Source organism: Agrobacterium sp. NPDC089420 (assembly GCF_044900305.1).
Taxonomy (GTDB): Bacteria; Pseudomonadota; Alphaproteobacteria; order Rhizobiales; family Rhizobiaceae; genus Agrobacterium.
Genome location: NZ_JBJDMY010000011.1, coordinates 180,901 through 206,941, shown reverse-complemented (window position 1 = coordinate 206,941; position 26,041 = coordinate 180,901). Strand labels below are relative to the sequence as shown.

Sequence of the window (26,041 nt, the reverse complement as noted above, 5' to 3'; positions counted from 1 at the left end):
GCAAACGCCATTCTCAGGGACAAAACCACATTCAAAACATCCTGAGAATAATATCCACCAATACAGTTGCCAGCGCGATCAAGTCCTTGATCGCGGGAGACTCTTTCACGGCGCAGACGCGCCGTGGCTGGATGCCGGATCAAGTCCGGCATGACGGGGGTTTTATGTTGCGCTAAAAAGCACAAAGCCCCTTCGGATACCCCCTCAGCCGTAAACCCTGAGCGGCTCCTCAAAACCCTCATCTTCCGCCGTGGCGGCCGGCATCACGGCTTCGCATTTGCGCCAGCCGATCTTGCCCTTCAGCCGCTGGTGCACGTCGTCGCCAAGCGGCACGACCAGCACCCGGTTCGGGTCAACCGGGCCGGGAAAATCGAGCGCCGCATAGGCGACCTTTTCGAAGCCGAGCGGCATGTAATAGGGCGGGTCGCCGATCAGGATCACGGCCTCGGAGCCTTTCCGCCTTGCAGCCGCAATGGCGATCCGGACGAGTTCCCGGCCGATGCCCTTGTTCTTGTGCGAGGGCCGAACCGCGAGCGGGCCAAGCATATGGCCCTTCACCCCACCGGCCAGAACCGGCGTCATGCGCACCGAAGCAATCGTCTCGCCATCATCGGCGCAGACGAAGGACAGCGAGCGGTCATGCGGCCCCTGCTCACGGATGCGCGCCGCCGCACGGGTGTGCCGGCCGGGACCAAATGCTTCTTCGTTGATGACGTCGATGATGGCGTCGTGGGACGCGTCCTCGGTGAGGTAGACAAGATCGTGCTTGGACATGAAGAGACCGAAACTTCCAGAATGCGGATGCGACAATAAATGACGGCTGCGCCGGTAAGGGCGTTCAGGAGCGTCAGCGTCGTCGGAGCATCCGTGGTTCGATCATAGTCAAAAAATTCCTCAGATTTGTGAAAATCGCAATTATCAGGAAAATCGCCACCCGTCCAGAACAAATCTCGGCGCTTCTTCATTCAGCCTGTGCGGGACCGGAAACGCATTGTTCAACGCCTTGCGGGTTCGCGGCAAGGAGCGAAACGGGTAATATCGCCGCCAGGGAAACAATCAAGGAGATCATCATGGGCATGCTGGTGGAGGGCGTATGGAAAGACCTCTGGTATGACACCAAGGAAACCAGGGGGCATTTCAAGCGCAGCGCCTCGCAGTTCCGCAACTGGGTGACAGTGGACGGCGCGCCCGGCCCTTCCGGACAAGGCGGTTTTGAGGCGGAGAAGGGTCGTTACCACCTCTATGTCTCCTTTGCCTGTCCCTGGGCGCACCGCACGCTGATCTTCCGCAAGCTGAAGAAGCTGGAAGACCTGATCTCCGTCTCCGTCGTCGATCCGCTGATGCTGGAAAACGGCTGGGAATTCAAGCCTGAGGGAGAACGCACACCGGGCGCGACCGAAGATCATCTGTTCGGCTCCTCCACGCTCTGGCAGGTCTATACCAGGGCGGACCCCAACTATTCCGGGCGCGTCACCGTGCCGGTTCTGTGGGATAAAAAGCGCGGTACCATCGTCTCCAATGAATCGGCGGAAATCATCCGCATGTTCAACGTGGCCTTCAACGGTCTCACCGGATCGGACGCGGATTATTACCCTGAAGCGCTGCATGCCGAGATCGATGCGCTGAACGACGTCATCTACGACACCGTCAATAACGGCGTCTACAAGGCCGGCTTCGCCACCACGCAGGAAGCCTATCAGCAGAATGCCGTGAAGGTCTTCGAAACGCTGGACATGCTGGAGAGCCGCCTGAAGGACCGGCGTTTCCTGTTCGGTGCGGAACAGACCGAAGCGGACTGGCGCCTGTTCACGACGCTGGTGCGGTTCGACCCCGTCTATGTCGGCCATTTCAAGTGCAATATCCGCCGCATCCATGACTATCCGCATCTGACGGCGTATCTGCGCGATCTTTACCAGACGCCGGGCGTGCCGGAGACGGTCGACATGCGCCACATCAAGGAACATTATTACCGCAGCCATCGCACCATCAACCCGACCGGCATCGTGCCCGTCGGCCCGGAGCTGGATCTGACCATGGCCCATGGCCGCGAGGCCCTCTCCTGACGGAAGCTTTCCGCCGCTACCAGTGGTCGGCAACCGCCGTTTCACCGGCAAATTCGGCAAGGCGGCGGCGGGTTGCCGCCGTCACCCCTTGGGGGAGGTCTGAAAGCTCGAAGAAACCGCTTTCGGCAATTTCATGGTCCGGCTTTTTCGGTTGCGTCTGGGTGACGGCCAGCCGGTAGAGCGCGACATGGTCGCGGTTGCTGCCTTCCAGATTGAGATAGACATGGAAAAGCTCCGGCCTGGAGGCCGCTTGGAGATTGCCCTCCTCGCGGATTTCCTTGTGCAGCGCCTCAAGCAGGGTTTCGCCGCGCTCCACGCCGCCGCCCGGCAGATACCAGCCGGGCAGATAGGTGTGCCGTACCAGGAAAATCCTGCCCTTTTCATCGTAGCAGGCGGCACGCACACCGAGGGTTGCGCCGCGCGTGAACAGAAAAACGAAATGCAGCAGGCGAATGAAGATGCGCATATGGAACGGACGGGCCTGCCGCCCGGTTGTCTCGTCATTCACCCTGGTTTCTCCCCGCCTGCCGGCTTTTGTTGGACGTGGGGCATATCATAGGTTATCTCTGCCGCCATGTTCAAACTTGCGCATATTTCAGACGTCCATTTGGGGCCACTGCCAAAACTCACTTTCCGGGAACTTGCATCCAAGCGTATCACCGGTTTCGTCAACTGGCACCGCAACCGCCGCAAGCACCTTTTCACCGATACGCTGGAAAAGCTGCTCGACGATCTGGAAACGAAATCGCCCGATCATCTGGCGATCACCGGCGATCTCGTCAATCTTGCGACCGGCATCGAAATCCGCGCCGCCGCCGACTGGCTGGAGGAAGTGGGCGACCCTGAAAAGACCTCGGTGGTTCCCGGCAATCACGACGCCTATGTGTCCGGCGCGCATGACAAGGCCATGCAGGCCTGGTACCCCTATGTGCGCGGCGATGGCGATCCGCCGGAATGGGACGACGACCGCAAGATTTTCCCCTATCTGCGCGTGCGCGGCCCCGTGGCGCTGATCGGCTGCTCCACCTCGATTGCCACACCGCCCTTTTCAGCCACCGGTTATTTCGGCAACCGCCAGGCCCGCGCCACGGCGGAGCTTTTGAAAAAAGCCGGCGAACAGGGGCTGTTCCGCGTGGTGATGATCCATCATCCGCCGATCCGCGGTGCAGCCGCCACCCACAAGCGCATGATCGGCATTCGCCGTTTCGCCGCAGCGCTGGGCGTCGGGGGTGCGGAACTCGTGCTGCATGGTCATACGCATTTGAATACGGTTTATTGGCTGAATACCCATCACGGGCTGGACCACATCCCGGTCGTCGGCATCGCGTCGGCCAGCCAGGGGCCGGGCGGGGAAAAACCGCGTGCGGCTTATAATCTCTTCAACATTTCCGGCGGGCCGGGCACCTGGAACGTAACCTGCGAGCGGCATAGCCTCGATGAGACGGGGACGGGCGTGGCGCTGGAGGATGTGCGGGTGTTTTATGAGAATGGGCGGCCGCTGGGGTTCTCGCGGTTGGGGGAATAGCGTTCGCCGGCTTTGAGGCTGGGGCTTACCCCCCTCTGCCCTGCCGGGCATCTCCCCCTCAAGGGGGGAGATCGACTCGTGGTTGGGTCTCGCCCATCTCAACGTTGCAAATGAAGTGGTGGTAGCGCCTCCTGCCGATCTCCCCCCTTGAGGGGGAGATGCCCGGCAGGGCAGAGGGGGGTGCCTTGCCCCACCCTCCAAGCAAGCTCACTTAGCCCGCTCTTCCAGCACCCGATTGGCCGCCGAAACGATCGCCTCCAGCGACGCCGCCACGATATTCGTATTGACGCCTGCCCCGAACAGCTTGCCGCCCGGATGCTCCATCTCGACATAAGCAATGGCCGAGGCATTCGACCCGTGCTGCAGCGAATGCTCGGAATAGTCATTCACCGACAGATCGATACCGAGATAGACCGACAGCGCATTGATGAAGCCGTCGATCGGACCTGTTCCCTTACCCTCGATGCGCTTCACTTCGCCATTGTCGGTGATCTCGGCGGCAACGATGCGCACGCCCTTGAAATCGCCGGCGGGATAGGTGTGGTGATCGACGAACTTGATGCGCGCCTTCGGCTGCGTCACGTAACGCTCGATAAAGCGCTCATAGATGCGCTTGGCCGGCAGTTCGACGCCTTCTTCGTCGGTGATGCGCTGGATATCCTCACGGAACTCCACCTGCAGGTTGCGCGGCAGGTTGATGCCGTAATCCTGCTGCAGAATATAGGCGATGCCGCCCTTGCCGGATTGCGAGTTGATGCGGATGATCGCCTCGTAGGAACGGCCGACATCCTTCGGGTCGATCGGCAGATAGGGCACTTCCCAGACCGGATGGTTGGCGACCTTGATCGCCTTCATGCCCTTGTTGATCGCATCCTGATGCGAGCCGGAAAACGCCGTATAGACCAGTTCGCCGACATAAGGGTGGCGCTCGGGGATCGTCATCTCGTTGGAATATTCATAGACCGCCTTGATGCGCTCGATATCGCGGCAATCCAGTTCCGGATCCACGCCCTGTGTATACATGTTCAACGCCAGCGTCACGACGTCGACATTGCCGGTGCGCTCACCATTGCCGAACAGCGTGCCTTCGACGCGGTCCGCACCGGCCATCAGGCCCAGCTCGGTTGCCGCGATGCCGGTGCCGCGGTCATTATGCGGATGCAGCGAGATGATGACGTTTTCGCGATTGTCGATATTGCGGCACATCCATTCGATCTGGTCGGCATAGATGTTCGGCGTCGCCATTTCCACCGTCGAGGGCAGGTTCAGGATCAGCTTGTTGTCGGCCGTCGGCTTCACCACTTCGACCACGGCGTTGCAGATTTCCAGCGCCACTTCCAACTCGGTGCCGGTAAAGCTTTCCGGCGAATATTCGAAACGGTAACCGCCGCCGGCCTTGGCCGCCATGTCGGTGATCATCTTGGCGGCATCGACGGCGATCTGCTTGATGCCGTGCACATCCTTGCCGAACACCACGCGGCGCTGCAGTTCCGAGGTGGAATTGTAGAAATGGATGATCGGCTTGTTGGCGCCTTCCAGCGCCTCGAAGGTGCGGGTGATCAGCTCCGGGCGGCACTGCACCAGCACCTGCAGGGACACGTCGTCAGGCACATTGCCTTCCTCCACGCACCAGCGGGCGAAATCGAAGTCCGTCTGCGAGGCGGAAGGGAAACCGATCTCGATTTCCTTGAAACCCATTTCCAAGAGCAGCTTGAACATGCGGGCCTTGCGGTCGTGGCCCATGGGGTTGACCAGCGACTGGTTGCCGTCGCGCAGGTCCACCGAACACCAGATCGGCGCCTTGTCGATGGTCTTGCCCGGCCATGTACGGTCGGGGATATTGATGGTCGGGTAAGGGCGATACTTCACGCTCGCATCGGTCATGCCCTTGGAAATAGTGGTGGTCTTGGCGTCCATTTCGCTTCCTCCTTGCGCAGTCCGCGGGCTTCTTTAAGCCATCGGCGGATGCGCGGCCCATCGGGGCCTAAATCCAGTATAAAATGAGATTTCGAGATGAGGAGCGTTTGCACCAGCGGGCTTTCGGCCGCCGGGCGCTCCTCACTGGACCCGGCAACCGCGTGTAAGGTCGAGGCTAAGAAGCGAGAGTGCACCGCACGGCGAAGCCTTCGCAGAAATCTGCGCGCTCATGCCGGAAATGGTTTCGATGCTGTTGCTCATGGCGATGTGTATAAACAGCGGCTGGCGGTCTGACAAGTGATCTTGTGAGGCGCAGACTTATTTTGCTCGACGGCCAGTCTCCAGCCTTTCGGCGATCCACAATTTGACAAGCGATTGCCGGGTCACACCGAGACGACGTGCTTCGTTGTCGAGATCGTTGACGACCCATGTTGGAAAATCGATGTTGACGCGCTTGGGTTCGATGTTCAGATGCCGTGCCGTCGACCAGTCGAGATATTCGCTGATGTCTTCGCCACCATCGGCCATCCTGTCGAATTCTTCTGCGCTTATTGTCTTCATAGTGATACCTCTCTAATTCTCGGACACGTCGCACGGAAATGATGCGAATACGGCTGCCCCGCACTGTGTGGACAGCCAACCACAACTTCTCCCCGAGAAGTGCGATGAGGGCGAACCGCTCTTCTCCAATATTGTGCGCTGTAACCGTCAAACCGTATTTATCGTGCCACAATGCCTGGGCATCGACAAAATCAATGCCGTGTTTGTCTTTATTGCCAGCACTCTTTATCGGATCAAATTCGAATACCATGAGAATATAATATAAAAACTATACCATTTCCACCATCTAACCACGCTTCACCACCCGCTGCAACGCCATCATCAACCCGCCGCCGATCAACCCCCAGAAGGCCCCGGAAACACCGCCGAAGGAGAGGCCGGAAGCCGTGATGAGAAAGGTGATCGCCGCAGCCTCACGGGTCTCGGGTTCCCTGAACGCCGCAACGGCGGAGCCGGAAAAGGCGCCGACCAGCGCCAGCCCCGCCACCGCCTGAATGAGGATGGGCGGCGCCAGCGCCACGAAGGCCGTGACGACACCGGCCAGCAAGCCGAAGACGATGTAACCGACGCCGCCGATGATTGCGGCCCAGTAGCGCCGCCTGGGGTCCGCATGGGCGTCCTCGCCCGCGCACATGGCCGCGGTGATGGCGGCAAGATTGACGGCATGGCCGCCAAAGGGGGCGGAAAGCAGCGAGAAGAAGCCCGTCGTGGCGAAAAGCGGTCCGGGCTGCGGATCGTAATGATTGACCTTCAGCACCGCGATGCCGGGAATGTTCTGCGAGGCCATGGTAACGATGAAGAGCGGCAAGGCGATGGAAACCACGGCGTGCAGGCTGAAGGTGGGCGTCACCCATTCCATCGGCGGTGTCAGCGATTGCGCCACGCTGTCCAGCGCGCCGGCGGGAATATCGACGCCGAAGATCATCACCAGCACGAAGGCGGCAAGCGCGGCGGGCACGGCGAAAAGCCGCTTGAAGGCCCCCACCACGATCCAGGCCAGAATGATCGGCAGGCCGAGCGCCGGGTTGAAGCCGATCGCCTTGATCGGCGCAAAACACAGGCCGATGATGACGCCGGAAAGCATGGCGTTGGCAAGCGGCGCGGGAATGGAGGCAACCGCCCGCCCGAGCGGCCGGAACAGGCCGGCAATGATGATCAGGACGGCGCAGATGACAAAACCGCCCACCGCCGCCGGAAATCCGCCCTCGATCACGCCCGTGGTCGCCAGAAGCGCCGCGCCCGGGGTGGACCATGCGATGCTGACCGGCAGCCGGGTGGCGATGGAGAGAACGATGGCGCAGAGCCCCATGGCCACCGAAAGCGCCATCAGCCCGGACGCCGCCTCGAAATCCGTCGCACCCACGGCCTTCAGGCCCTGCAGCACGACGGCAAAGGAGCTGGCGAAACCGACAAAGGCGGTGAGGCACCCCATGAACAGGCTCTGGACGGAAAAATCTTTCAGCATGAAGCACTCTGCGGCCTGCTGCCTGTCGCAAAAACCGCAGCGGTCTGCATTGACGACGGACAGGAACAAAACTTGAAGCGTGGAGCGCGAATCCGAAGATGGCGACACGCTTTGGATGAAGCATGACTATATTCAGGATCAAAAAAGACAAGGCTTGGCAAGATGAGCGGCCGGGCTTCAGGTACGGGAGACGCGGAAAACGTCATCAAAGTTTAGCGACAGGGGACTAATCCTCTCGGCATCCATAACAGCGGGGCAGCCGCCACAAGAGGGATCGTCTCCATGTTTCGCATCGCCACCTTCGCCGCTTTTTGCCTTGTGGCACTTCCGGCCGCCGCCCAGACCCCGCCACCGCCGGCCTTTCTCGGCCAGATCGTCGTTCCTTCGGGCCTTGCCATCAATGGCGTCGCCTTCGGCGGCATTTCGGATCTCGCCTTCGACAGTGAAACCGGCCGTTATCTAGCTATTTCCGATGATCGTGTGGAAAATGGTCCGGCCCGCTATTACGAGCTGGAACTGGCCGTCACGGATGGCGCCGTCAAGCTTAACATCGCCGCCACGCGGGAATTGAAGGATGAGGCCGGCGCAGCCTTCGCCCCGAAGGGCATCGATGCCGAGGGAATAGCGCTCGACCGCAAGGGCGGCAAGCTCTACTGGTCCTCCGAGCGTGACCTGAAGAACCAGCCCGCGATCTATGTCTCGAACCTCGATGGCGGCAATGTCAGGCGGCTGGAATTGCCCGACGCCTATCTCGTCGATGACGCAAAGACCAAAGGCGTGCAGAACAATCTCGCCTTCGAAGGCCTGATGCTGATGCCCGGCCGGCTGATCGCCGCCACCGAAAACGCCCTGATCCAGGACGGCCCCAAGGCGACGCCGCAGGCCGGCAGCCCGGCACGCATCCTCGTGATCGATACGGCGACGCTGAAACCGGTGGCCGAGCACGTCTATGTCACCGAAGCGATCTCGAAGACCCCGACAGCCGCCGAGCCGAAATATAACGACAATGGTCTCTCCGCCATTGCGGCCCTGCCGGATGGCCGTTTCGTCGCCGTCGAGCGCAATTTCGCTTCCGGCGTCGGCAACCATATCCGCTTTTTCATCGCCGACCTGTCGCGCGCCGACAATATTCTCGGCAGGGACAAGATCGATGCGGCCTCCGTGGCCGCCATATCCAAATCCGCCTGGTTCGAAATCAACGAAGGCGATTTCGGCCTGGACATCGACAATATCGAAAGCTTCGCTTTCGGCCCGGTGGTGGACGGCAAACAGATCTTCGTCATCGCCTCGGACGACAATTTCAATCCGGGCAAGCAGTTCACCCAGTTTGCGCTCTTCGCAATTCCCGCAAATTTGGGTCAGTAGGATCCGTGATGACGCAGGATGCCGGCTCGGGCAACGCTCGGGGCCGGTATCGGCAACCGGCTCGGCCAGGCGAAGGAAACGGTCACCAGCGGAGAAAACGGGAGCCGGCAAAAGCGCCGATCAGGCCCATGACAAGAATGCCGAGCGAATACCAGATCAGCACGAATGCCATGCCGTTTTCGGTGCAGAACCAGGAATAGACCCACGCCCCGGCTGCACCCGCGGCGATGCCCGCCGCAAAACCGGCAAGCGCGGGATCGGCGGGCGCGGAGCGTTTGAGAACCGACAAATTCGCCAGAAACATGGGAAATGCGAAAACCACGATCAAAAACGGGCAATGCAGAGCCGACGATCCCAGAATAAGGGTGCGGTAGCTGCCCGGCAGGGCAAAGCCCAGCTGGACGAATGCGATTGCCGCCATTGCAACGAAAATCACCGCCAGCCATGCAAAAAAACGGCCACGATCACCATCGGGCCGGGCAAGGCGCCGGACGGCAAGGAACGCAACCACGGCCAGCACTGCATTGTAAGCGGACTTGATCCAGAAACCCAGTTCGGTGAAAGCATCATCCATATCGCTGCGCAGCCCGAGAATGACGAACATCAGCACAAGCGAAACGCAGAGCGCGGGCAAGACGGCCAGCAGCAGCCTGCGCTCCAGCGCCGAAACCGGTACGGGCCTGAGGTCGCCCGCCAGTTGATCAATGATGTCTTCGGTCTTTCTCACGTGTCTCCCCGCAACTTTGCCGCCAGGACTTTCAGCGTTCTATGGATGCCGACCCTCGCCGCAAGTTCGGTCTGACCGGACCCCTGCGCCGCTTCGGCGATTGACTGACCCTCGAGCTTCACCCTGCGAATGAGATCGCGTTGCCGTTCGGGCACGTCGTTGAGCAGGCGTTCCACATCCATGCGCGCCGTCACCGCATCGACAGTCGATTCGGCTTCCAGCGTCTCATCGAGTTCGATTTCCGCCCGCATCCGCGCGCCGCTGCCCCGATAATGGTCGATGAGCTTGTAGCGCGCGATTGCAAAGAACCAGGCCGTGAACGGTCGCGCACGATCATAGGTCTCCCGTTTGGCGTGAAGCGACAACAGGGTTTCCTGCACGAGATCTTCCACATCGCCTCGGGATGCGCCGGCCATGCGCCGGCCGTAATAGGCGGCCAGCAGCCGCCGCAGGGCATGCAGCAAATGCCTGTAGGCGCTTTCGTCCCCGTCAAGGGAACGCAGCATCAGCATCTTTAATGTCTCTTCCGAAGGGCTGCCTGTCATCGTCACTGTCGGGTTATTCGCAATCGGCAGGCTATTGTTACATAATGGCTTAAAAAAAATCTCGCCCGAATATGCCGTCACAAGCGCGTGAAGCCGTAACGGCGGGCCGTCTCCGAGCGAATGGACAATCGTGAGCCGCGGCACGCCGCCGCCGGACATAAACGACGTCCAGAGGAGACCTTTCATGACCCGCATTTTTGCGACCATCGCCACCGCTTCCATGCTGTCGGTCCTTTCCTTCACAGGCATCGCCCATGCCGACAGCATGAAAACCGATACGATGAAGAGGGACGCCGCGCACAGCGACACCATGAAAACGCAGATGATGAAAAAGGATGGTATGTCCATGGCCAGCAAGAAGGACTGCATGCACAAGGCCGGCATGGAAATGGACAGAACGAAGAAAGCCGACATGATGAAGGCCTGCGACACCATGAAATGACGCCGCGCCTGCCGCAGGGCAGGACCGGAACCACGGCATTCCGCCACGAGAAACGGAAAAGCCCGCACCGGCTGCTGCCGGTACGGGCTTTTTAAAGGAAAATCGGAAACTCAGAGCTCCGACTGGCTTTCGACGATCTTGCCGACCAGACCGTAATCCTTGGCCTCTTCCGCGCCAAGCCAGTAATCGCGATCGATATCCTTGGCGATCTTTTCTTCGCTCTGGCCGGTGGCCTTGGAGAAGATCTTGATCAGGCGCTGGTTCATCTTGATGATTTCGCGCGCCTGGATTTCGATGTCGGACGCCATGCCGCGCGTGCCGCCGGAGGGTTGGTGCAGCAGGAAGCGGGTGTTCGGCAGGCAAAGGCGACGTTCCTTCGGCACCGAAACATAGATCAGCGCACCGGCGGAAGCGACCCAGCCCGTGCCGATGATGTAAACCTTCGGCTTGATGAACTTGATCATGTCGTGGATGGAATCACCCGATTCGACATGGCCGCCCGGCGAATTGACGTAAACACGAATGTCGTCGTCGCTTGCGGCGGCAAGGGCCACGAGCTGCGTGCAGACCTTCTGCGCCAGTTCCTGGGTAATGCCGCCATAGATGAAGATAGAACGCGACTTGAAAAGATTCGCTTCCGTTTCCTTGCCGATCGGCAGTTCCTTGCTCTTGTCGTCTTCGTCTTCGTTCATCAACGGCTCTCTCCAGCGTAATTCGTGCATGCCCTTCGGACATAGTGCGACTTGTTACGTAAGGCAATGAGCGAAAAAGGCAAGGTTCGCACCTGAACAATAAACAGCACCCCCGGCAGATGACGCATGGACAGCATCCTGACATTCACGATATCGTCAGCGCCTCCATTGCCGTGCCGCCCGCCCCGGAAGCCCAAGATCCGGACAGGCGGCGACAATCAAAAGAGGGAACCATGCTGAAAAGACTAAGCCTTGCCGCCGCCGCGCTCGGCATTACCGCCCTGCCCGCCTTTGCCCATCTGAACCCGGAAGAACACGGCTCCTTCATGGCCGGCGTCTCCCATCCCTTTTTCGGTGCCGACCATATTCTGGCCATGGTGGCCGTCGGCATCTGGGCCTCGCAGATCGCCGTGGCGCGCAATGATCGCAAAGCCCTCTGGATCGTGCCGTCCGCCTTCGTCGGCACCATGGCCGCCGGTTTCCTGATGGCGGTTTACGGCATCGAGCTTCCTTTTGTCGAACCGGCCATTCTCGCTTCCGTCATCGGCCTTGGCTTGCTCGTCGCCATGGCGGCCCGGCTTCCCACCGCGGCGGCAGCGGCCGTCGTCGGCGCTTTCGCGCTTTTCCACGGCCACGCCCATGGCGGTGAACTCGGCAGCGCCGGCGCGCTTCAATTCGGCATCGGCTTCATGATCGCCACCGCCATCCTGCATGCGGCCGGCATAGCGCTCGGCCTTGGCATTGCCCGTTTCGGTTCGGTCGCAAGCCGCACCGTCGGCGCGCTGACGGCAATCGCCGGCCTGTCGCTCGCTTTCGGCGGCTGACGATCATTACCGAAATTTAAAATTCCGGCCGCTTTGAAAAGCCGGAATTTCGGCCTACCTCCTTATTGTGGATTTACGCTTCACGGTAAGGAGGCAGCATATGTCACCGGAAGAAAGCCAGCTTCTCAAGGCCCTGTTCGACAGGACCAAAACCGCATCCGTCACCCCGCGTGACCGCGAGGCGGAAACATTGATCGCCGACGCCGTGCGCGATCAGCCCGCAGCCCCCTATTATCTCGCCCAGGCGGTGATCGTTCAGGAAAAAGGGCTGGAGGCGGCAGCAGCCCATATCAGGCAGCTAGAAGACCGCATCCATGCGCTGGAAAGCGGTAATAACGCCCCGCAGGCTGCTGCACAGGGCGGGTTCCTCAGTTCAATCTTCGGCACAGGACAATCGCAGCCACCCGCACCGACGCCAGCGCCTGCTGCCGCGCCAACCTCATGGCGCAATGATACCGCCGGCCAGACGGCCGGTCCCTGGGGATCGCCCACCGGTCAGCAGCAACCCGGCGGCCCGTGGAGCCAGCAGCCCGCCGCAGTCGGACGATCAGGCGGCGGCTTCCTGCAGGGCGCACTCGGCACCGCCGCCGGCGTCGCCGGCGGCATGCTGCTTGCCAATTCGCTGAGCGGCATCTTCGGCAGCCATATGTCGTCGCTGGGGCTCGGTTCACCCTTCGGCGGCGGCAATGCCGCGGGCAACGCCCCCGTCGAGGAAACCGTCATCAATAATTATTACGGCGACAACGCCGGCCAGCAGGATAACAACGACGACGACAATATCCAGCAGGCCGATTACGATGACAGCGCCGATGACGCGGATGTCGATTCAGGCGACGACGGCTCGTTCGCCTGAACCTTCATTGCGGAAACAGCCGGATCAGCCGCGACCGCGATAGGTGGCAACCCCCTGATCCGGCAGCCATACGCCTTCGGGCGCGGGACCGGTCTGCCAGAAGACGTCGATCGGGATGCCGCCGCGCGGATACCAGTAAGCGCCGATCCTCAGCCATTTCGGCTGCAGCAGCTCCACCAGACGCTTGGCGATATAGACCGAGCAATCCTCATGGAAAGCGCCGTGGTTGCGGAAGGATTGCAGGAAGAGCTTCAGCGACTTCGATTCCACCAGGAAATCGCCCGGAATATAATCGATGACGATATGGGCGAAGTCCGGCTGGCCGGTCATCGGGCAAAGCGAGGTGAATTCGGGCGCGGTGAAGCGCACCACATAATCTGTGCCGGCATTGCCGTTCGGCACCTTTTCAAGAACGGCCTTTTCCGGGCTCTCGGGCGTATCGACCTTCGTGCCCAGCTGCGACAGGCCGGAGACATCCGTCACGGACATGGAAAACTCCTGATGGTTCAAATCCGGATTACTCGAATCCAGACGGTTCAAACGATGACTTTGACGCCATGCGCCTTTTCGCCTTCCGGCTCGACGTGAATGGCAAGGCTGGCGCCGGGTATGACCTCCCTTATGGCATCTTCAAGGCGGTCGCAAATATCATGCGCTTCGCGCACCGTCATCGTGGCCGGAACCACCACGTGGAAATCGATGAAGGCGGCCGAACCGGCACGGCGGGTCCTCAGATCGTGCACACCGATGACGCCGCCAGAATTGTCCGCGATCGCCTTCTTGATCGCCTCGTCTTCCTCCGGCTCCACCGCCCGATCCATCAACCCGCCAAGCGAGTGCAGGATGACCTTCGATCCCTGGAACAGGATGTTGATGGCGACCAGAATGGCGAGCAGCGGATCGAGAATGGCATAACCCGTCATGAGCGCCAGAATGAGGCCCACCAGAACACCCGCCGACGTCACCACATCCGACATGATGTGATGACCGTCGGCCGCCAGCGCTGGCGAGGCGTATTTCCGGCCGACCCGGATGAGGGTCGTCGCCCAGACGGCATTGATGACCGCCGCCGCCGCATTGATGGCCAGGCCGAGAACCGGCGCTTCCGGCAGTTTCGGATTGAAGAGACCGCCCCACGCCTCCTGCACGATCAGCAGCGCGGCAACGACGATCAGCACGCCTTCCACGACGGCGGAAATATATTCCGCCTTGTGATGGCCGAACTGGTGATCGTCATCGGCGGGTTTCTGCGCATAACGAATGACGAAATAGGCGATGAAGGCCGCCACCACATTGACGGTCGATTCCAGACCGTCAGACAGAAGTGCGACCGACCCCGTGACCCACCAGGCCAACAGCTTGAGGCCCAGCACGCCGAAAGAAAGTGGAATGCCCCAGAATGCGAGCTTCCTTACCAGTGCATTGCCTTCACTGTTCATGTTTGCCCCCGTGCGGATGCGAACGAATTGCATGACCGACTGCCAAAACGCACGAACCGCGCGCACGGGGTCTCCGTGCGCGCGGTTCGCTATTGAGGTTTTCTATCGTTCAAACCGCGGGCGAGGTCAAGAGCCCTGACGTCACGTCCAGGACCTCAATCCCCGCTTTTCTGTTCGCAGAACCGGATGCGATTGCCGAAGGGATCGGTGACCTCCATGACGTCGCCCCAGGGCAATTCTTCGACGCCCGGCTTCATGAAGCGATAATCCTGCGCCGCCAGTTCCTGTTGAAAGGCGCGAACGCCACGCATGGTGACGAAGATGTTGGAACCCGGTGTCGCATCGCCGTGATGACCGCTGAGATGCAACCCCATGCCGGCGCGCGAGACCTGCATGTAGAGCGGGAAATTGTCGCCGAAGCGATGTTCCCAATCCACCCCGAAGCCGAGAAAATCGACATAGAACTCCCGCGCCTTGGCCTCGTCGAAAATCCTGACGATCGGGAATGTCCGCTCGAAACCGATATCTGAAAGACCCTGCTTTCCGGCGTCGCGCATTCTCGCCTGCCTTTTTCCAAGCCATGAAAGAAGACCGGCCGCAACGGGTGCGGCCGGTATCGTGAGCTTATTCAGCGGCGACGATCTTGCCGTCCTGCCACTTGAAGAGCGAGAATGCCTGCGAGGTCAGGTCGCCATTCTCGCCATAGGTCACCTTGCCGATCGCGGTCGGGAACGCGTCACCGCTCTTCAGAGCCGCGGCAACCGCCTCGGAATCCTTGGCGCTTCCGGCCTTCTCTATACCGGCCTTCAGTACTTCGACGGCGGCATAGGCGTTGAGCGTGAAGGCTTCCGCCGGAATGTTGGCGGCCTTCAGCGCCTCGGCTGCGGCCTTGGAATCGTCATTCTTCAGCGCGTCGGACGCATTGGTGAAGATCGTGCCTTCGCCGGCCTGCGAGCCGATATTCCAGAACTCGCTGTTCGACAGGCCGTCACCGCCGATGACGGCGGCCTTGGAGCCGATGTCTTTCAGCTGGCGTACCAGAAGACCGGCTTCCGGATGGTAACCGCCGAAATAGACGATGTCGGCATTGTCGGCTTTCAGGCGGGCCGTCAGCGCGCCGAGATCCTTTTCGCCGGGCGTCAGCGCATCATAGAGAACTTCGGTCACGCCGCCGGCATTCAGCGTCGCCTTGAAGGAATCGGCAAGCCCCTTGCCGTAAGCGCCCTTGTCGTGAATGATGGCGATCTTCTTGTCCTTGAGGTTGGCGAGAACGTATTTCGCCGCAACCTCGGCCTGCTGGTCGTCACGACCGCAGGTGCGGAAGACGTTGGAAAGGCCGCGATTGGTCAGGCCCGGCGCGGTCGCCGTCGGCGTCACCATCAGCACGCCGTTTTCAGCAAACACATCCGAGGCCGGAATGGCGACGCCGGACGTCACCGGACCGACGACGAAATGAATGCCCTCGGCAACGAGCTGGTTCGCCGCGGAAACGCCCTGCTTCGGCTCGCCGCCGTCGTCGGCCAGCTTCAGCACGACCTGTTCGCCGAGGATGCCGCCCTTCTTGTTGATTTCATTGACTGCCGTCTGGGCGCCGTTCTTCACCTGGTCGCCATAGGCGGCGACGGGGCCGGTAAGCGGCGCAATCAGGCCGATGACGATTTCGGCATGGGCAAGGGGTGCGAATGCGAAGGACGCTGCGAGCGTCACGCTGGTCAATGTCTTCAGTTTCATCCTGGTGTCTCCTTAAAAGGGGTCGCGGACCCGGTGAGCGCCATGGGCGTCGACCGAATGAAACTATCGGACGCCTCCCGGCGAAAACTCGCTTCATGTTTGAATTCCGAGCCTTCCTCTCAACTCATACGGAAGGTTTGATGATTTATGCAAGTCACCTTTGCAGGATAAGGTCTATTACCGGTAAATCATTCGTTGGAACGACCGTGGATGCGCCGTCTGAACCGGCAATCGTACATCCGTAAGCGCTTGGCGTTTGGCCCCTGCTGGAGGATAATACGCCATGATCGCAGCAGATGAAGAGTTTCTGACGGGCCTGCCCGTTTTCCGGCATTTTGAGGACGTGGCCGACCCGGCGCTTTATCGTGCCCTGCCGCCGGGATGGGCGCTGGCCATCGCCGATATTGTCGATTCGACCTCGGCCATCGGCAGCGGCCGATACAAGGCGGTCAATATGGCGGGCGCCGCGGTCATTTCCGGCGTATCGAACAGCCTCGGGCGCCACGACCTGCCCTTCACCTTCGGCGGCGATGGCGCCGCCGTTGCGATCCCGCCTGGCGGATCGCCGCTTGCAGCCGTCGCACTTTCAAACGTGCAGCGCTGGGTGAAGGACGATCTCGACCTTGTAATGCGCGTGGCGCTGGTTCCTATCGAGGATATCCGCGACAATGGTTTCGATATTCGCGTCGCACGCTTTCAGGCAAGCGAAGACGTCTCCTACGCCATGTTTTCGGGCGGCGGCAACAGCTGGGCCGAAGCACGGATGAAGGAGGGGCGTTATGCCCTGCCCGCAGCCGCGGCAGGCGCACGCCCCGACCTCACCGGCCTTTCATGCCGCTGGAATCCCATCCCGGCGACCCATGGCAAGGTGGTGTCCATCATCGCGGTGCCCGGACCGTCGCAGGACATGCCGGCATTCCGCCAGCTCGTCATGGATGTTGTCGATCTGGCCGCACAGGACGCAAGGCAGGGCCATCCCGTGCCGGAGGACGGCCCCAAGCTTGGTTTCGTGCGCGAGGGCCTCGGCCTCGAAGCACGGGCCGGCGCAGCCCACCGCGATCTTTGGGGCAGGATGCGCCGCTCGCTCCGTATCCTCGGCGAGACCCTGCTCATCAATCTCCTCAATGTCACGGGACTGTCGCTCGGACGGTTCAGCGCGGAGCGTTACCGGCGCTCCGTCGCCAGCAACACCGATTTCAGGAAATTCGACGACGGCTTGAAGATGACCGTGGATATCAACGCCGCACGACTCGAGAAAATCCGTGCGCGGCTGGAAGCGGGGCGAAATATCGGAACCTGTTATTTCGGCCTGCACGAACAGGAGGCCGCCCTGATGACCTGCATCGTGCCCTCCCCGCTTTCGAGGGATCACATGCATTTCGTGGATGGCGCCGATGGCGGATATGCGGCGGCGGCAAGCCGCCTCAAGCAACAGATGCAGGCTGCGCCGGCGCGCTGAAGCCCGGTATGAGAGCCAGGCTCCACACGGATCGCCCGGCCGGTTCCGCCCGGAAATCGCAGAAACGAAAAACCGGCGTCGCACGCCGGTTTCAACGGAGTTGTGCCGCAAGGCCTTTACGGGGCTTGTCGGATCAGGCGGCTGTCTTGCTGCTCTTCTGTGCCTGACAATAAATCTCCTCGAGGGAAGCGAGGATCTTTTTCACGGATTCGGAATTGCTGGAATAATAGATGGTCTGCGCATCCCGTCGGGTCTTCACCAGTCGCTGCGCACGCAATTTTGAAAGATGTTGCGAGAGCGCTGACTGGCTGAGGCCAACCTGTGAGGCGAGAACACCGACCGGCACTTCCGTATCCACCAGCGTACACAAGATCATCAGGCGCTTGGGATTCGCCATCGCTGAGAGCAAGTCTGCAGCGGCGATGCTATGTTCCGACAGAGATTGGTTATCCATACGCTCAAGTCTCCTGATGACAGTCGGAAAGACGGTCATGGTGGCTATTATAGGTGTTCCAAAAGGTGTTTTTATAATTCGGCGGATACGTTGTATATACCTAAATCTTGCTTATATCGTGTCCCTTTCAAAGACTATTCTTCACTGGTTATTTACTTAAGACACTGTGACCAAATTATCAGCTTTTTGCCTGTTTTTCATCAATTCTGCAATAAACATATGTATTAGCGGCAGTATTTATAAGCAATAAACGATCAAAAGTTGAGCGTCGAAATCGTGATAGCCGAGGCCGGATTTTGGGGTCGCAATTTTTTACCACCTTAAATTTAGCAACGAGCTATAGAATCTAGGTTAACTTTGCGCAATTTTCTCTAATTTTGCAATATGATTTTTATTAGTAATTATTTTCATGCATAACTTGTGATATCAAAAATATTCTTTGCTACCGTGGGAAGGTATAACTTGCGCCGTGATATCCGCGCAAAAATAGAAAAGGGCCTCCCTGGACGGAAGGCCCTTTGCCGGTTCTGCGCGGTGAAACGCCTATTTTTTGCGGTGACGGGTCAGCCCGGCCACGATCTCGTCGGCTGAGATCGTGCCTATGATTGCGCCATTGTCGACGACGCCGATCGCACCGGAATGTTTGGCCAGCGCATCGAGAATGTCGATCAGCGGCGACGATGGACGGGCGGTGGCCGCAACGGTCATCCGGCCGTTCTGTTCGTCCACGCCCCGCTTCATCACGTCGGCGGCGGTCAGCATGGAGATCGGATTCATGTTCTGCACGAAATCCGCGACATATTGCGTGGCCGGCTGCCTGACGATCTGCTGCGGCGTACCGCACTGGATGATACGGCCGCCCTCCATCATGGCGATGCGGTTGCCGATGCGGAAGGCCTCGTCCAGATCGTGGCTGACGAAGAGAATGGTCTTCTTCAGCCGGCTCTGGAATTCCAGCAGTTCGTCCTGCAGGCGGCACCTGATAAGCGGGTCGAGCGCCGAGAACGGTTCGTCCATCAGGAGGATAGGCGCCCCCGTGGCGAAGGCGCGGGCCAGGCCCACACGCTGCTGCATGCCGCCGGAAAGTTCTCCCACCTTGCGGTCGGCCCAGGCGGACAGGTTCACCAGTTCCAGCTGCTCGGCCACCATGCGCTTGCGTTCGGCTTCCGGCACGCCCGAAAGCTCGAGCCCGAACCCGACATTGTCGGCGACATTGCGCCAGGGCAGCAGGCCGAATTGCTGGAACACCATGGAAACCGTATGCATGCGCAGATCGCGCAGCGCTTTCGCCGTCGAACGATAGGGATCGACATAACCGGACTTGGTCTTCACGCCGACATTGCCGCGCACCACCGGCGCAAGCCCGTTGACGGCCCGCAGCAGGGTCGATTTGCCCGAACCGGAGAGCCCCATGAGCACGAGGATTTCGCCTTCGCTGACGGACAGCGAGGCATTGGCGACACCGAGCACCAGCCCGGTCTCGACATTGATCTCGTCGCGGCTGCTGCCCCTGTCGATCATGGGCAGCGCCGCGTCCGGCCGGTCGCCGAAGACGATGTCGACATTTCCGAAGATGATGGCGTCGCTCATAGGTCGTCCTCCGTGCCGGGAAGGCGGAAAAGCCGATCGAGAACGATGGCCAGTATGACGATGCACAGACCAGCCTCGAAACCCATGGCGATATTGACGGTGTTGAGCGCGCGCACCACCGGCACGCCGAGACCGTTCGCCCCCACCAGGGCGGAGATGACCACCATCGACAGCGACAGCATGATCGTCTGGGTCAGCCCCGCCATGATCTGCGGCGCGGCGAAGGGAAGCTCCACCTTGCGCAGAACCTGCGACGGCGTCGCGCCGAAGGCGACCGCCGCCTCCACCAGCGCCGGCGGCGTCGAAACGATGCCAAGGCGGGTGAGCCGCACCGGAGCCGGAATGGCGAAGATGACGGTGGCGATCAGCCCCGGAACCATGCCGAGGCCGAACAGCACCAGCGCCGGAATGAGATAGACGAAGGTGGGGATGGTCTGCATCAGGTCCAGCACGGGGCGCATGCCGGCATAGATCCACTTGCGCCGCGCCGCCAGGATGCCGAGCGGTATGCCGATGATCATGCAGACGGCGCTGGCGGCGATGACCAGCGCCAGCGTCTCCGTCGTCGCCTTCCAGTAGCCGAGATTGATGATGAGCAACAGGCCGAGCGCCGTGAACAGCGGCATGCCGACGGAGCGGCGCATCCAGGCCGAAAGCGCCGTCACGATCGCGACGATGATCAGCGGATGCGGCGCCTGCAAGACGTAAAGCAGGGCGTTGATGGCGCCTTGGAAAATGAAGGAAAGCCAATCGAAGAAAAAAGCGAGATTGCCGGTCAGCCAGTCGATGGCCTCCTTGGCGTATCTGCCGACGGGTATGCGGTTTTCAGGAGCGCTGAGCCATTCCACGGTAAGAAAAGACCTTTCGTGAATAAGGGCAATTCCGGCAAGACGCGGAACGGTCTTGCATGGAATTGCGCAGGCAAAAAGACTTGAAGCATTGACGGCGATGCCGTTCGAGCGGCAATGCGCCAATGCCGAAACGACGGCCGGCAGCAAAACTGCCGGACGCGGGGCTGGCGCATGACCTTCATGCCGGAAAAATCAGCGGAAGCAAGGTCATGCATAGGCATTGTCATTTCCCGCCGCGTCCGGCCCCTTTCGGGGAAACCGGTCGCAGCCATGCATCGTCTTGCGGCTTAAAGGCCGAGTGCCTTCTTGACGGCAGGCAGGGCGTCGGCGCTGCCGTCCTTGGTCTTGACGTTGGCGAGCCAGGGCTCGATCGCCGCCGGGTTGGCCTTCAGCCAGGCGGTCGCGGCCGCTTCCCCTTCAAGCCCGTCATTCAGGATCTTGCCCATGATCTCGTTTTCCATGGGCAGGGAAAATTGCAGGTTCTTCAGAAGAGTGCCGACATTCGGGCATTCCTCGACATAACCCTTGCGGACATTGGTATAGATCGTCGCGCCGCCGAGATTGGGGCCGAAGACCTCGTCGCCGCCGGTCAGATAGGTCAGCTTGAAATTGGCATTCATCGGGTGCGGTTCCCATCCGAGGAACACGATCGGCTCGCCGGATTTCTCCGCGCGGGCGACCTGCGACAGCATGCCCTGTTCGGAGGACTCCACCACCTCGAACGACTTCAGCCCGAAACTGTCCTTGGCCACCATGTCGAGAATCAGACGGTTGCCGTCATTGCCGGGCTCGATACCGTAGATCTTGCCGCCGAGATCGGCGCTATGGGCGGCGATATCCTTGAAATCCTTGATGCCGAGTTCCGCGCCCTTGGCGTTGGTCGCCAGCGTGTATTTCGCGCCGGTGAGGTTTTCGCGCAGCGTCTCGACGGATTTGTCCGCGCGGTAAGGGGCGATATCGCCTTCCATGGTCGGCATCCAGTTGCCGAGGAAGACATCTATGTCCTTGTTTTTCAGGGACGTATAGGTGACTGGCACGGAGAGAAGCTTGACGTCGGTGTCATAACCCAAGCTTTTCAGGAGCACCGTTGCGGTCGCCGTCGTGGCCGTAATGTCGGTCCAGCCCACATCGGAAAAACGCACCGTACCGCAGCTTGCCGGTTCGGCGGCGCCGGCCGCGCTGAACGTCATGGAGGAGATTGCTGCGGCCAAGACCAGACAGCGGCTTCTATTTGCAAACATTCGCTTGCTCCCTGTTTTTCGTTCCCTTGCCATTATCAATATCTGCCGGACACAATCAACTCGCGCGCATTTGCGTGCTTTGGCCCACCGTTTGCGACACAATCGTGAAAATAGTCGGGTTGCGCCGGATGATGCGAAAGCGGACGGGTTGCGGAAATCTGTGTTTTTTCCATCGCCACGCTTTTCAATCCGCATCTTCGCCGTCAAAAGACGCTGATTGCGGCATCGGCCCAAAACCGGAATCGGTTCCATGAGGCGCGATAGGCCGATTCGATGGGTTGGAGCATTGTCGCAAAGCGTCGGCAGACGCAAAGACGCTCCGGGAGTGGATAATGGCAAAACTCTATTTCAATTATGCGGCGATGAATGCCGGCAAGTCGACCATGCTGCTGCAGGCGTCCTATAATTATCAGGAACGCGGCATGCGGACGCTGATCTTCACGGCCGCCTTCGACGACCGGGCGGGCCTCGGCCGCGTCGCCTCGCGCATCGGCCTGTCGTCCGACGCCCGGACCTTTGACGACAAGACGGATATCTTCGCCGAGGTGTCGGCCCTCCATGCCGAAGCGCCGGTGGCCTGCGTCTTCATCGACGAAGCCAATTTCCTTTCCGAGCACCATGTCTGGCAGCTGGCCGAGATCGCCGACCGGCTGAACATTCCGGTCATGACCTACGGCCTGCGCACGGATTTTCAGGGAAAGCTTTTCCCGGCTTCGAAGGAACTGCTCGCCATTGCCGACGAGCTTCGCGAAATCCGCACCATCTGCCATTGCGGCCGCAAGGCGACGATGGTCGCCCGGTTCGACAATGCCGGCAAGGTCGTCAGGGAAGGCGCGCAGATCGATGTCGGCGGCAACGAAAAATACGTTTCCTTCTGCCGCCGCCACTGGGTGGAAACGGTCAAGGGCGGCTGACGGCCTGCGTCCGGTTGCCGCATTTGATTTTCCGCAAAGATTCTCCTCCCGCCGCCGCGTTAAGACCGGCCAGGCGCATTCGTGGGAATGTGCTTTCTCTCAGGAGCGAAATCATGCACAGCAACATTGCCAGATTTGCCGGCCTCGCCATCGCCGCGAGCCTTCTTGCCTTCCCCGCCGTCTCTGCCGAAATCGAAGTGAAGATGCTCAACAAGGGCAGTGACGGACAGGCGATGGTTTTCGAACCCGCAGCCGTCAAGGCTGCCCTCGGCGACGTCATCACCTTCGTTCCGGTCGACAAGGGTCACGATGCGGCGGCCGTCAAGGAGATGATTCCGGAGGGTGTCGCCGATTTCAAGGGCAAGATGAACGAGGCCGTCAAGGTGACGGTCGACAAGGAAGGCGCCTATGTCGTCAAATGCACGCCGCATCTTGGCATGGGCATGGTCGCGCTCGTCATCGTGGGCGACACGCCGCCCGCCAATCTCGACGCCGTCAGGAACGGCAAGCTGCCGAAGAAGGCCCGCGACCGGCTGAACGAGGAAATCGCCAGGCTCGGCCTCTAAGCGCCAATCGGGCGGTTGCGCGGCGGCGACGCCCGGTCAAGCGGTCCGGGCCTGTGGGAAAATCCGGCGCGGACCGCAGGTTGAGAAAAGTTTCGCAATCATGTTGTATCCCGGGTAGCCGGGACATATCTGGAAGGCAGCAAATGACCGTGGTTGATGCGAAGCGCCGAAGAGCGTCCGGCCGAACCGCGGATTTTCCTTCCGGCGTCCCGCCCCGCGGTAACAGGAGACTATGACGACATGATCGACCGGATCACCGCTTTGATTCAGGCAGCCTTCAGCGCCATCGGCAAGGCCGCCGGTCTTCTCGTCGCCTGGCTTTTGTGGCCCTTCATGGCCGCCCATGGCTGGTACAGCGGCCGCAACTGGCTCATCAAGGGTCCGATCGCGCTGGTCCTCGTTTTCCTTGCCGGCTTTTATGGATATTTCGTCTGGCAGACCCAGGTCTGGACCAATTTCGACCCGGACTATATTTCCCGTTACAAGCTTGCCGAACGCACCGTGCCGCCCGGACAGGAATTGCCCGCCGCCGTCCCGGCGGCCGCCGCCGGCGCAACCGGCGTTGCCGCAAACACCTCCGCACCGGTGTGCCAGCGCTCGGCCATCGTCGACGCCGCCGCCGATCTCACCGATTTCAACGTCAACCAGAACGCATGGATTTCCTCCATGCTGCTCTATCGCCTCGGTCTCTTCGGCATCGACTGGGACAGCACGCCGTTTCTGGACAACAAGGCCTCGTTCCAGCGCGGCGTGAACCAGGCGGTGCGCCGCACGTCGGTGGAGCTGGTGGATACGCTTGGCCGCGTGCGCGGAACCTCGGGCATCAACAACAATCTGCAGGAAGCGCGTGGCAACATGCAGTTCAGCGAATATTCCTGGTATTTCGGCCTCGATCCCTTCGGCCCCAAGACGCCGACCCCCAGCTATTACCGTGCCGCCATCCGCAGCTTCCAGGCCTTCAACGGCGAACTCGTCGCCTGCAAGGCCGTCTTCGATACACGTGCCGACAACCTCATCCAGTTCATCGACCGCATTGCCGGCGATATCGGCTCCACATCCGCCATCCTGCGCGAGCGGTCGGAAAATTATAATGGCGGCTGGTTCGATACCCGTGCCGACGACCGTTTCTGGTTCGCCTATGGCCAGCTCTACGGTTATTACGGCGTGCTGTCCGCCGCCGGATCGGACTTCGCGCAGGTTATCCGCGAACGCAACCTGACCAATCTGTGGAACGATACGCTGGCCCAGACCCGCGCGGCGCTGCGCATCCAGCCGGCGATCATTTCCAATGGCGAGGAGAGCGGCTGGATCATGCCGTCGCATCTCGCGACCATGGGTTTTTACGTTCTGCGGGTGCGCTCCAACCTCGTCGAGCTTCGTTCGGTTCTCGATCGCTAGGGGCAGCGCGCCCGAAGCGACGGGACGATCAGCCTATCAGGCCAAGGCGGATGGTCTTGGCCACGAGCTGCGTCCGGTTGACGCAATCCAGCTTGCGAATGGCGTTGTTCATATAGGTATTGACGGTGTGTTCCGAGATGGACAGAAGCTCGGCGATCTCCACCGAGGTCTTTCCCTGCGCCGTCCACCGCACCACGTCGAGTTCCCGCTTCGTCAGCGGCGAAGGCCCCCTGGAGCCAGCGCGACAGAGGTGATCATAGACCTCCAGGGCATGCAGCGCGATCATGCCCAGTTCATTCAAAGAGGCCTGCGGCAAGGCATCCCGGTCGCCGGCGAAATTCATCAGATAGCGGTTTCCGTATATGCCGTTTACCGGCACCATGAGACCGGAACTTATGCCCATGCTGCGCAGCGAGGCCGCCGCATCCACCAATGGTCCACAGGCGATCTCCGGGTCCGCCAGAGACCAATATTGCGGCATCATCGATGACGCGCCACGCTTGATGACCGGACAGTCGCCAAGCGCGCCATCCCTTGTCATCGCGTTCACGACGAAGATGGGCAGGCTGCTTTCAACGATCGTCGGCAGTGCATAGGCGTTTTGACCGCCAGGCAAGCGCAGCAGGGTCACATAGGCATAACCGAAGGCGCGCATCACCTCCCGCAGCGCCTCCAGCCACTGCGACTTGTCGGCAGCGGCCGACAGATCACCGCAGAGTCTGGCCTGGCGCTCCGTCTTCACCATTCACGTACCCCCGCCACGCCGGGACGCAAAGCCCGGAGCGAGAAACATGCGGCACGGCCAGGACGGGATTGCGACCTTCATATCGAATGGGCCACCTTGATCACAGCGCCGGTTTGTCGGCTTTGTCCTTCGGCTTGGCCATCAGTTTTTCCAGAAAACCGAGCATGACCGCCGACACGACAAAAGCCAGATGGATGATGGTGAACCACATCAGCTTGCTGTCCGAATACTGATTGGCATTGAGGAATATCTGCAGCAGGTGGATCGAGGAAATCGCCACGATCGACGACGCGACCTTGATTTTCAGGCTACCGGCGTCGAGCTTGCCCAGAAACGAAACCTCCGCATCCGCGTCATCGAAACGGCTGACGAAATTTTCATAGCCCGAAATCATCACCATGACGATCAGGCTGGCGACCAGCGCCGCATCGATCAGCCCGAGCATGGCAAGGATCATGTCGGCTTCATCATAGATGAAAACATTCTTCGCAACTTTGAGAAATTTCAGGGCGAAAGAAAACGCATAAACCGCCAGCGCCGCGACGAGACCGAGATAAAAGACGACAAGCAGCCAGCGGCTGGAGAGAATGATCCGCTCGACGAGCAGTTCAAGAGACTTCATTTCCGTATCCGATTAATGATCTGTTTATTGTTGGGCCATGCATTCTTTCGCC

At 60.4% G+C, this 26,041-nt stretch carries 28 protein-coding genes and 1 pseudogene; 10 read left to right on the top strand and 19 right to left on the bottom strand.

Annotated elements, in window-relative coordinates; all coding sequences use genetic code 11:
* Positions 1-204 precede the first annotated feature (204 nt).
* Entirely contained in the window at positions 205-774 is a 570-nt protein-coding gene (locus tag ACI2KA_RS18020) for a GNAT family N-acetyltransferase (protein WP_063950705.1), read from the bottom strand.
* A gap of 296 nt (positions 775-1,070) precedes the next feature.
* Here ACI2KA_RS18020 and ACI2KA_RS18015 point away from each other — a divergent pair, with 296 nt between their 5' ends.
* On the top strand, positions 1,071-2,063 hold the full coding sequence (locus ACI2KA_RS18015) for a glutathione S-transferase family protein (protein ID WP_404503817.1): 993 nt from the start codon (positions 1,071-1,073) through the stop codon (positions 2,061-2,063).
* A 16-nt stretch (positions 2,064-2,079) separates the two neighbouring features.
* Here ACI2KA_RS18015 and ACI2KA_RS18010 read toward each other — a convergent pair whose 3' ends face one another.
* Complete coding sequence (locus tag ACI2KA_RS18010; protein ID WP_404503816.1) at positions 2,080-2,571, bottom strand: NUDIX domain-containing protein; 492 nt, start codon at positions 2,569-2,571, stop codon at positions 2,080-2,082.
* Positions 2,572-2,637: 66 nt separating this feature from the next.
* On the opposite strand from ACI2KA_RS18010, the gene ACI2KA_RS18005 reads away from it, so the two are divergent.
* A complete protein-coding gene (locus tag ACI2KA_RS18005) occupies positions 2,638-3,588 on the top strand; it encodes a metallophosphoesterase family protein (RefSeq protein WP_404503815.1) in 951 nt (316 codons plus the stop codon).
* A gap of 207 nt (positions 3,589-3,795) precedes the next feature.
* On the opposite strand, the gene leuA is transcribed toward ACI2KA_RS18005, so the two are convergent.
* The 4 genes and pseudogenes from leuA to ACI2KA_RS17985 form a co-directional block, all read right to left on the bottom strand.
* Entirely contained in the window at positions 3,796-5,505 is a 1,710-nt protein-coding gene (leuA, locus tag ACI2KA_RS18000) for a 2-isopropylmalate synthase (RefSeq protein ID WP_404503814.1), read from the bottom strand.
* A 318-nt stretch (positions 5,506-5,823) separates the two neighbouring features.
* Positions 5,824-6,066 (bottom strand): type II toxin-antitoxin system BrnA family antitoxin, encoded by a 243-nt coding sequence (brnA, locus tag ACI2KA_RS17995; RefSeq protein ID WP_404503813.1) that lies wholly within the window; start codon positions 6,064-6,066, stop codon positions 5,824-5,826.
* 28 nt (positions 6,067-6,094) lie between these two features.
* A pseudogene (locus ACI2KA_RS17990) lies at positions 6,095-6,316 on the bottom strand (BrnT family toxin); the annotation flags it as partial.
* A 36-nt stretch (positions 6,317-6,352) separates the two neighbouring features.
* Complete coding sequence (locus ACI2KA_RS17985) at positions 6,353-7,531, bottom strand: benzoate/H(+) symporter BenE family transporter (RefSeq protein WP_404503812.1); 1,179 nt, start codon at positions 7,529-7,531, stop codon at positions 6,353-6,355.
* 282 nt (positions 7,532-7,813) lie between these two features.
* Between ACI2KA_RS17985 and ACI2KA_RS17980 the strand changes: the two genes are divergently transcribed.
* Positions 7,814-8,896 carry an esterase-like activity of phytase family protein gene (locus ACI2KA_RS17980; RefSeq protein WP_404503811.1) on the top strand — a complete coding sequence of 361 codons (1,083 nt, stop codon included), beginning with the start codon at positions 7,814-7,816 and terminating at the stop codon, positions 8,894-8,896.
* Positions 8,897-8,978: 82 nt separating this feature from the next.
* Here ACI2KA_RS17980 and ACI2KA_RS17975 read toward each other — a convergent pair whose 3' ends face one another.
* Positions 8,979-9,623, bottom strand: coding sequence for an NrsF family protein (locus ACI2KA_RS17975; RefSeq protein ID WP_404503810.1), 645 nt, complete (start codon positions 9,621-9,623; stop codon positions 8,979-8,981).
* Positions 9,620-10,135, bottom strand: a complete 516-nt coding sequence (locus tag ACI2KA_RS17970) for a sigma-70 family RNA polymerase sigma factor (protein ID WP_404503824.1) — start codon at positions 10,133-10,135, stop codon at positions 9,620-9,622. The genes ACI2KA_RS17975 and ACI2KA_RS17970 overlap by 4 nt, the downstream gene beginning before the upstream one ends.
* A 217-nt stretch (positions 10,136-10,352) precedes the next feature.
* Between ACI2KA_RS17970 and ACI2KA_RS17965 the strand changes: the two genes are divergently transcribed.
* The gene (locus ACI2KA_RS17965; RefSeq protein WP_404503809.1) at positions 10,353-10,610 is read left to right on the top strand and encodes a pentapeptide MXKDX repeat protein; all 258 of its coding nucleotides are present in this window, start codon (positions 10,353-10,355) and stop codon (positions 10,608-10,610) included.
* A gap of 110 nt (positions 10,611-10,720) precedes the next feature.
* Here the strand turns inward: ACI2KA_RS17965 and ACI2KA_RS17960 are convergent, their stop codons facing one another.
* The gene (locus ACI2KA_RS17960) at positions 10,721-11,302 is read right to left on the bottom strand and encodes an ATP-dependent Clp protease proteolytic subunit (RefSeq protein WP_003523060.1); all 582 of its coding nucleotides are present in this window, start codon (positions 11,300-11,302) and stop codon (positions 10,721-10,723) included.
* A gap of 233 nt (positions 11,303-11,535) precedes the next feature.
* Between ACI2KA_RS17960 and ACI2KA_RS17955 the strand changes: the two genes are divergently transcribed.
* Together ACI2KA_RS17955 and ACI2KA_RS17950 are read left to right on the top strand one after the other, a co-directional pair.
* A complete protein-coding gene (locus ACI2KA_RS17955) occupies positions 11,536-12,126 on the top strand; it encodes a HupE/UreJ family protein (protein WP_404503808.1) in 591 nt (196 codons plus the stop codon).
* Positions 12,127-12,226: 100 nt separating this feature from the next.
* Positions 12,227-12,979, top strand: a complete 753-nt coding sequence (locus ACI2KA_RS17950) for a DUF2076 domain-containing protein (protein WP_404503807.1) — start codon at positions 12,227-12,229, stop codon at positions 12,977-12,979.
* A 24-nt stretch (positions 12,980-13,003) separates the two neighbouring features.
* On the opposite strand, the gene queF is transcribed toward ACI2KA_RS17950, so the two are convergent.
* From queF to ACI2KA_RS17930, 4 genes are all read right to left on the bottom strand, one after another.
* Positions 13,004-13,468, bottom strand: a complete 465-nt coding sequence (gene queF / locus ACI2KA_RS17945) for a preQ(1) synthase (protein ID WP_004430149.1) — start codon at positions 13,466-13,468, stop codon at positions 13,004-13,006.
* A gap of 47 nt (positions 13,469-13,515) precedes the next feature.
* Complete coding sequence (locus ACI2KA_RS17940; RefSeq protein WP_404503823.1) at positions 13,516-14,418, bottom strand: cation diffusion facilitator family transporter; 903 nt, start codon at positions 14,416-14,418, stop codon at positions 13,516-13,518.
* Positions 14,419-14,573: 155 nt separating this feature from the next.
* Entirely contained in the window at positions 14,574-14,975 is a 402-nt protein-coding gene (locus tag ACI2KA_RS17935; protein ID WP_404503806.1) for a glyoxalase superfamily protein, read from the bottom strand.
* Positions 14,976-15,042: 67 nt separating this feature from the next.
* Positions 15,043-16,149, bottom strand: coding sequence for a branched-chain amino acid ABC transporter substrate-binding protein (locus ACI2KA_RS17930; protein ID WP_404503805.1), 1,107 nt, complete (start codon positions 16,147-16,149; stop codon positions 15,043-15,045).
* A gap of 283 nt (positions 16,150-16,432) precedes the next feature.
* Here ACI2KA_RS17930 and ACI2KA_RS17925 point away from each other — a divergent pair, with 283 nt between their 5' ends.
* Positions 16,433-17,608: a DUF3095 domain-containing protein gene (locus tag ACI2KA_RS17925; RefSeq protein ID WP_404503804.1), complete on the top strand. Its 1,176-nt coding sequence runs from the start codon at positions 16,433-16,435 to the stop codon at positions 17,606-17,608.
* A gap of 133 nt (positions 17,609-17,741) precedes the next feature.
* Here the strand turns inward: ACI2KA_RS17925 and ACI2KA_RS17920 are convergent, their stop codons facing one another.
* From ACI2KA_RS17920 to ACI2KA_RS17905, 4 genes are all read right to left on the bottom strand, one after another.
* Positions 17,742-18,062 carry a helix-turn-helix transcriptional regulator gene (locus tag ACI2KA_RS17920; RefSeq protein WP_003524068.1) on the bottom strand — a complete coding sequence of 107 codons (321 nt, stop codon included), beginning with the start codon at positions 18,060-18,062 and terminating at the stop codon, positions 17,742-17,744.
* Positions 18,063-18,605: 543 nt separating this feature from the next.
* Positions 18,606-19,652, bottom strand: coding sequence for a choline ABC transporter ATP-binding protein (gene choV, locus ACI2KA_RS17915; protein ID WP_404503803.1), 1,047 nt, complete (start codon positions 19,650-19,652; stop codon positions 18,606-18,608).
* Positions 19,649-20,500: a choline ABC transporter permease subunit gene (gene choW / locus ACI2KA_RS17910; protein WP_404503802.1), complete on the bottom strand. Its 852-nt coding sequence runs from the start codon at positions 20,498-20,500 to the stop codon at positions 19,649-19,651. The genes choV and choW overlap by 4 nt, the downstream gene beginning before the upstream one ends.
* A gap of 290 nt (positions 20,501-20,790) precedes the next feature.
* Positions 20,791-21,744: a choline ABC transporter substrate-binding protein gene (locus ACI2KA_RS17905; RefSeq protein WP_404503801.1), complete on the bottom strand. Its 954-nt coding sequence runs from the start codon at positions 21,742-21,744 to the stop codon at positions 20,791-20,793.
* 332 nt (positions 21,745-22,076) lie between these two features.
* Here ACI2KA_RS17905 and ACI2KA_RS17900 point away from each other — a divergent pair, with 332 nt between their 5' ends.
* From ACI2KA_RS17900 to ACI2KA_RS17890, 3 genes are all read left to right on the top strand, one after another.
* Positions 22,077-22,658 (top strand): thymidine kinase, encoded by a 582-nt coding sequence (locus ACI2KA_RS17900; protein ID WP_404503800.1) that lies wholly within the window; start codon positions 22,077-22,079, stop codon positions 22,656-22,658.
* A 113-nt stretch (positions 22,659-22,771) separates the two neighbouring features.
* Positions 22,772-23,224, top strand: a complete 453-nt coding sequence (locus tag ACI2KA_RS17895; RefSeq protein WP_404503799.1) for a pseudoazurin — start codon at positions 22,772-22,774, stop codon at positions 23,222-23,224.
* Between the two features lie 240 nt (positions 23,225-23,464).
* Entirely contained in the window at positions 23,465-24,622 is a 1,158-nt protein-coding gene (locus ACI2KA_RS17890) for a DUF2333 family protein (protein ID WP_404503798.1), read from the top strand.
* 28 nt (positions 24,623-24,650) lie between these two features.
* Here ACI2KA_RS17890 and ACI2KA_RS17885 read toward each other — a convergent pair whose 3' ends face one another.
* Together ACI2KA_RS17885 and ACI2KA_RS17880 are read right to left on the bottom strand one after the other, a co-directional pair.
* A complete protein-coding gene (locus ACI2KA_RS17885; protein WP_404503797.1) occupies positions 24,651-25,367 on the bottom strand; it encodes a helix-turn-helix transcriptional regulator in 717 nt (238 codons plus the stop codon).
* A 100-nt stretch (positions 25,368-25,467) separates the two neighbouring features.
* On the bottom strand, positions 25,468-25,989 hold the full coding sequence (locus tag ACI2KA_RS17880) for a TIGR00645 family protein (RefSeq protein WP_404503796.1): 522 nt from the start codon (positions 25,987-25,989) through the stop codon (positions 25,468-25,470).
* Positions 25,990-26,041: the final 52 nt, after the last annotated feature.

Coding starts and splice junctions, on each gene's coding strand:
- ACI2KA_RS17885 (WP_404503797.1), bottom strand. CDS start 25,367: ATGGTGAAGACGGAGCGCCAGGCCAGACTCTGCGGTGATCTGTCGGCC.
- ACI2KA_RS17925 (WP_404503804.1), top strand. CDS start 16,433: ATGATCGCAGCAGATGAAGAGTTTCTGACGGGCCTGCCCGTTTTCCGG.
- ACI2KA_RS17935 (WP_404503806.1), bottom strand. CDS start 14,975: ATGCGCGACGCCGGAAAGCAGGGTCTTTCAGATATCGGTTTCGAGCGG.
- ACI2KA_RS17930 (WP_404503805.1), bottom strand. CDS start 16,149: ATGAAACTGAAGACATTGACCAGCGTGACGCTCGCAGCGTCCTTCGCA.
- ACI2KA_RS17880 (WP_404503796.1), bottom strand. CDS start 25,989: ATGAAGTCTCTTGAACTGCTCGTCGAGCGGATCATTCTCTCCAGCCGC.
- ACI2KA_RS17985 (WP_404503812.1), bottom strand. CDS start 7,531: ATGCTGAAAGATTTTTCCGTCCAGAGCCTGTTCATGGGGTGCCTCACC.
- ACI2KA_RS17950 (WP_404503807.1), top strand. CDS start 12,227: ATGTCACCGGAAGAAAGCCAGCTTCTCAAGGCCCTGTTCGACAGGACC.
- ACI2KA_RS17965 (WP_404503809.1), top strand. CDS start 10,353: ATGACCCGCATTTTTGCGACCATCGCCACCGCTTCCATGCTGTCGGTC.
- queF (WP_004430149.1), bottom strand. CDS start 13,468: ATGTCCGTGACGGATGTCTCCGGCCTGTCGCAGCTGGGCACGAAGGTC.
- ACI2KA_RS17940 (WP_404503823.1), bottom strand. CDS start 14,418: ATGAACAGTGAAGGCAATGCACTGGTAAGGAAGCTCGCATTCTGGGGC.
- ACI2KA_RS18005 (WP_404503815.1), top strand. CDS start 2,638: ATGTTCAAACTTGCGCATATTTCAGACGTCCATTTGGGGCCACTGCCA.
- ACI2KA_RS17905 (WP_404503801.1), bottom strand. CDS start 21,744: ATGTTTGCAAATAGAAGCCGCTGTCTGGTCTTGGCCGCAGCAATCTCC.
- ACI2KA_RS17955 (WP_404503808.1), top strand. CDS start 11,536: ATGCTGAAAAGACTAAGCCTTGCCGCCGCCGCGCTCGGCATTACCGCC.
- ACI2KA_RS17980 (WP_404503811.1), top strand. CDS start 7,814: ATGTTTCGCATCGCCACCTTCGCCGCTTTTTGCCTTGTGGCACTTCCG.
- ACI2KA_RS17890 (WP_404503798.1), top strand. CDS start 23,465: ATGATCGACCGGATCACCGCTTTGATTCAGGCAGCCTTCAGCGCCATC.
- choV (WP_404503803.1), bottom strand. CDS start 19,652: ATGAGCGACGCCATCATCTTCGGAAATGTCGACATCGTCTTCGGCGAC.
- brnA (WP_404503813.1), bottom strand. CDS start 6,066: ATGAAGACAATAAGCGCAGAAGAATTCGACAGGATGGCCGATGGTGGC.
- ACI2KA_RS17900 (WP_404503800.1), top strand. CDS start 22,077: ATGGCAAAACTCTATTTCAATTATGCGGCGATGAATGCCGGCAAGTCG.
- ACI2KA_RS17960 (WP_003523060.1), bottom strand. CDS start 11,302: ATGAACGAAGACGAAGACGACAAGAGCAAGGAACTGCCGATCGGCAAG.
- ACI2KA_RS17895 (WP_404503799.1), top strand. CDS start 22,772: ATGCACAGCAACATTGCCAGATTTGCCGGCCTCGCCATCGCCGCGAGC.
- leuA (WP_404503814.1), bottom strand. CDS start 5,505: ATGGACGCCAAGACCACCACTATTTCCAAGGGCATGACCGATGCGAGC.
- ACI2KA_RS17920 (WP_003524068.1), bottom strand. CDS start 18,062: ATGGATAACCAATCTCTGTCGGAACATAGCATCGCCGCTGCAGACTTG.
- ACI2KA_RS17970 (WP_404503824.1), bottom strand. CDS start 10,135: ATGCTGATGCTGCGTTCCCTTGACGGGGACGAAAGCGCCTACAGGCAT.
- ACI2KA_RS18015 (WP_404503817.1), top strand. CDS start 1,071: ATGGGCATGCTGGTGGAGGGCGTATGGAAAGACCTCTGGTATGACACC.
- ACI2KA_RS18020 (WP_063950705.1), bottom strand. CDS start 774: ATGTCCAAGCACGATCTTGTCTACCTCACCGAGGACGCGTCCCACGAC.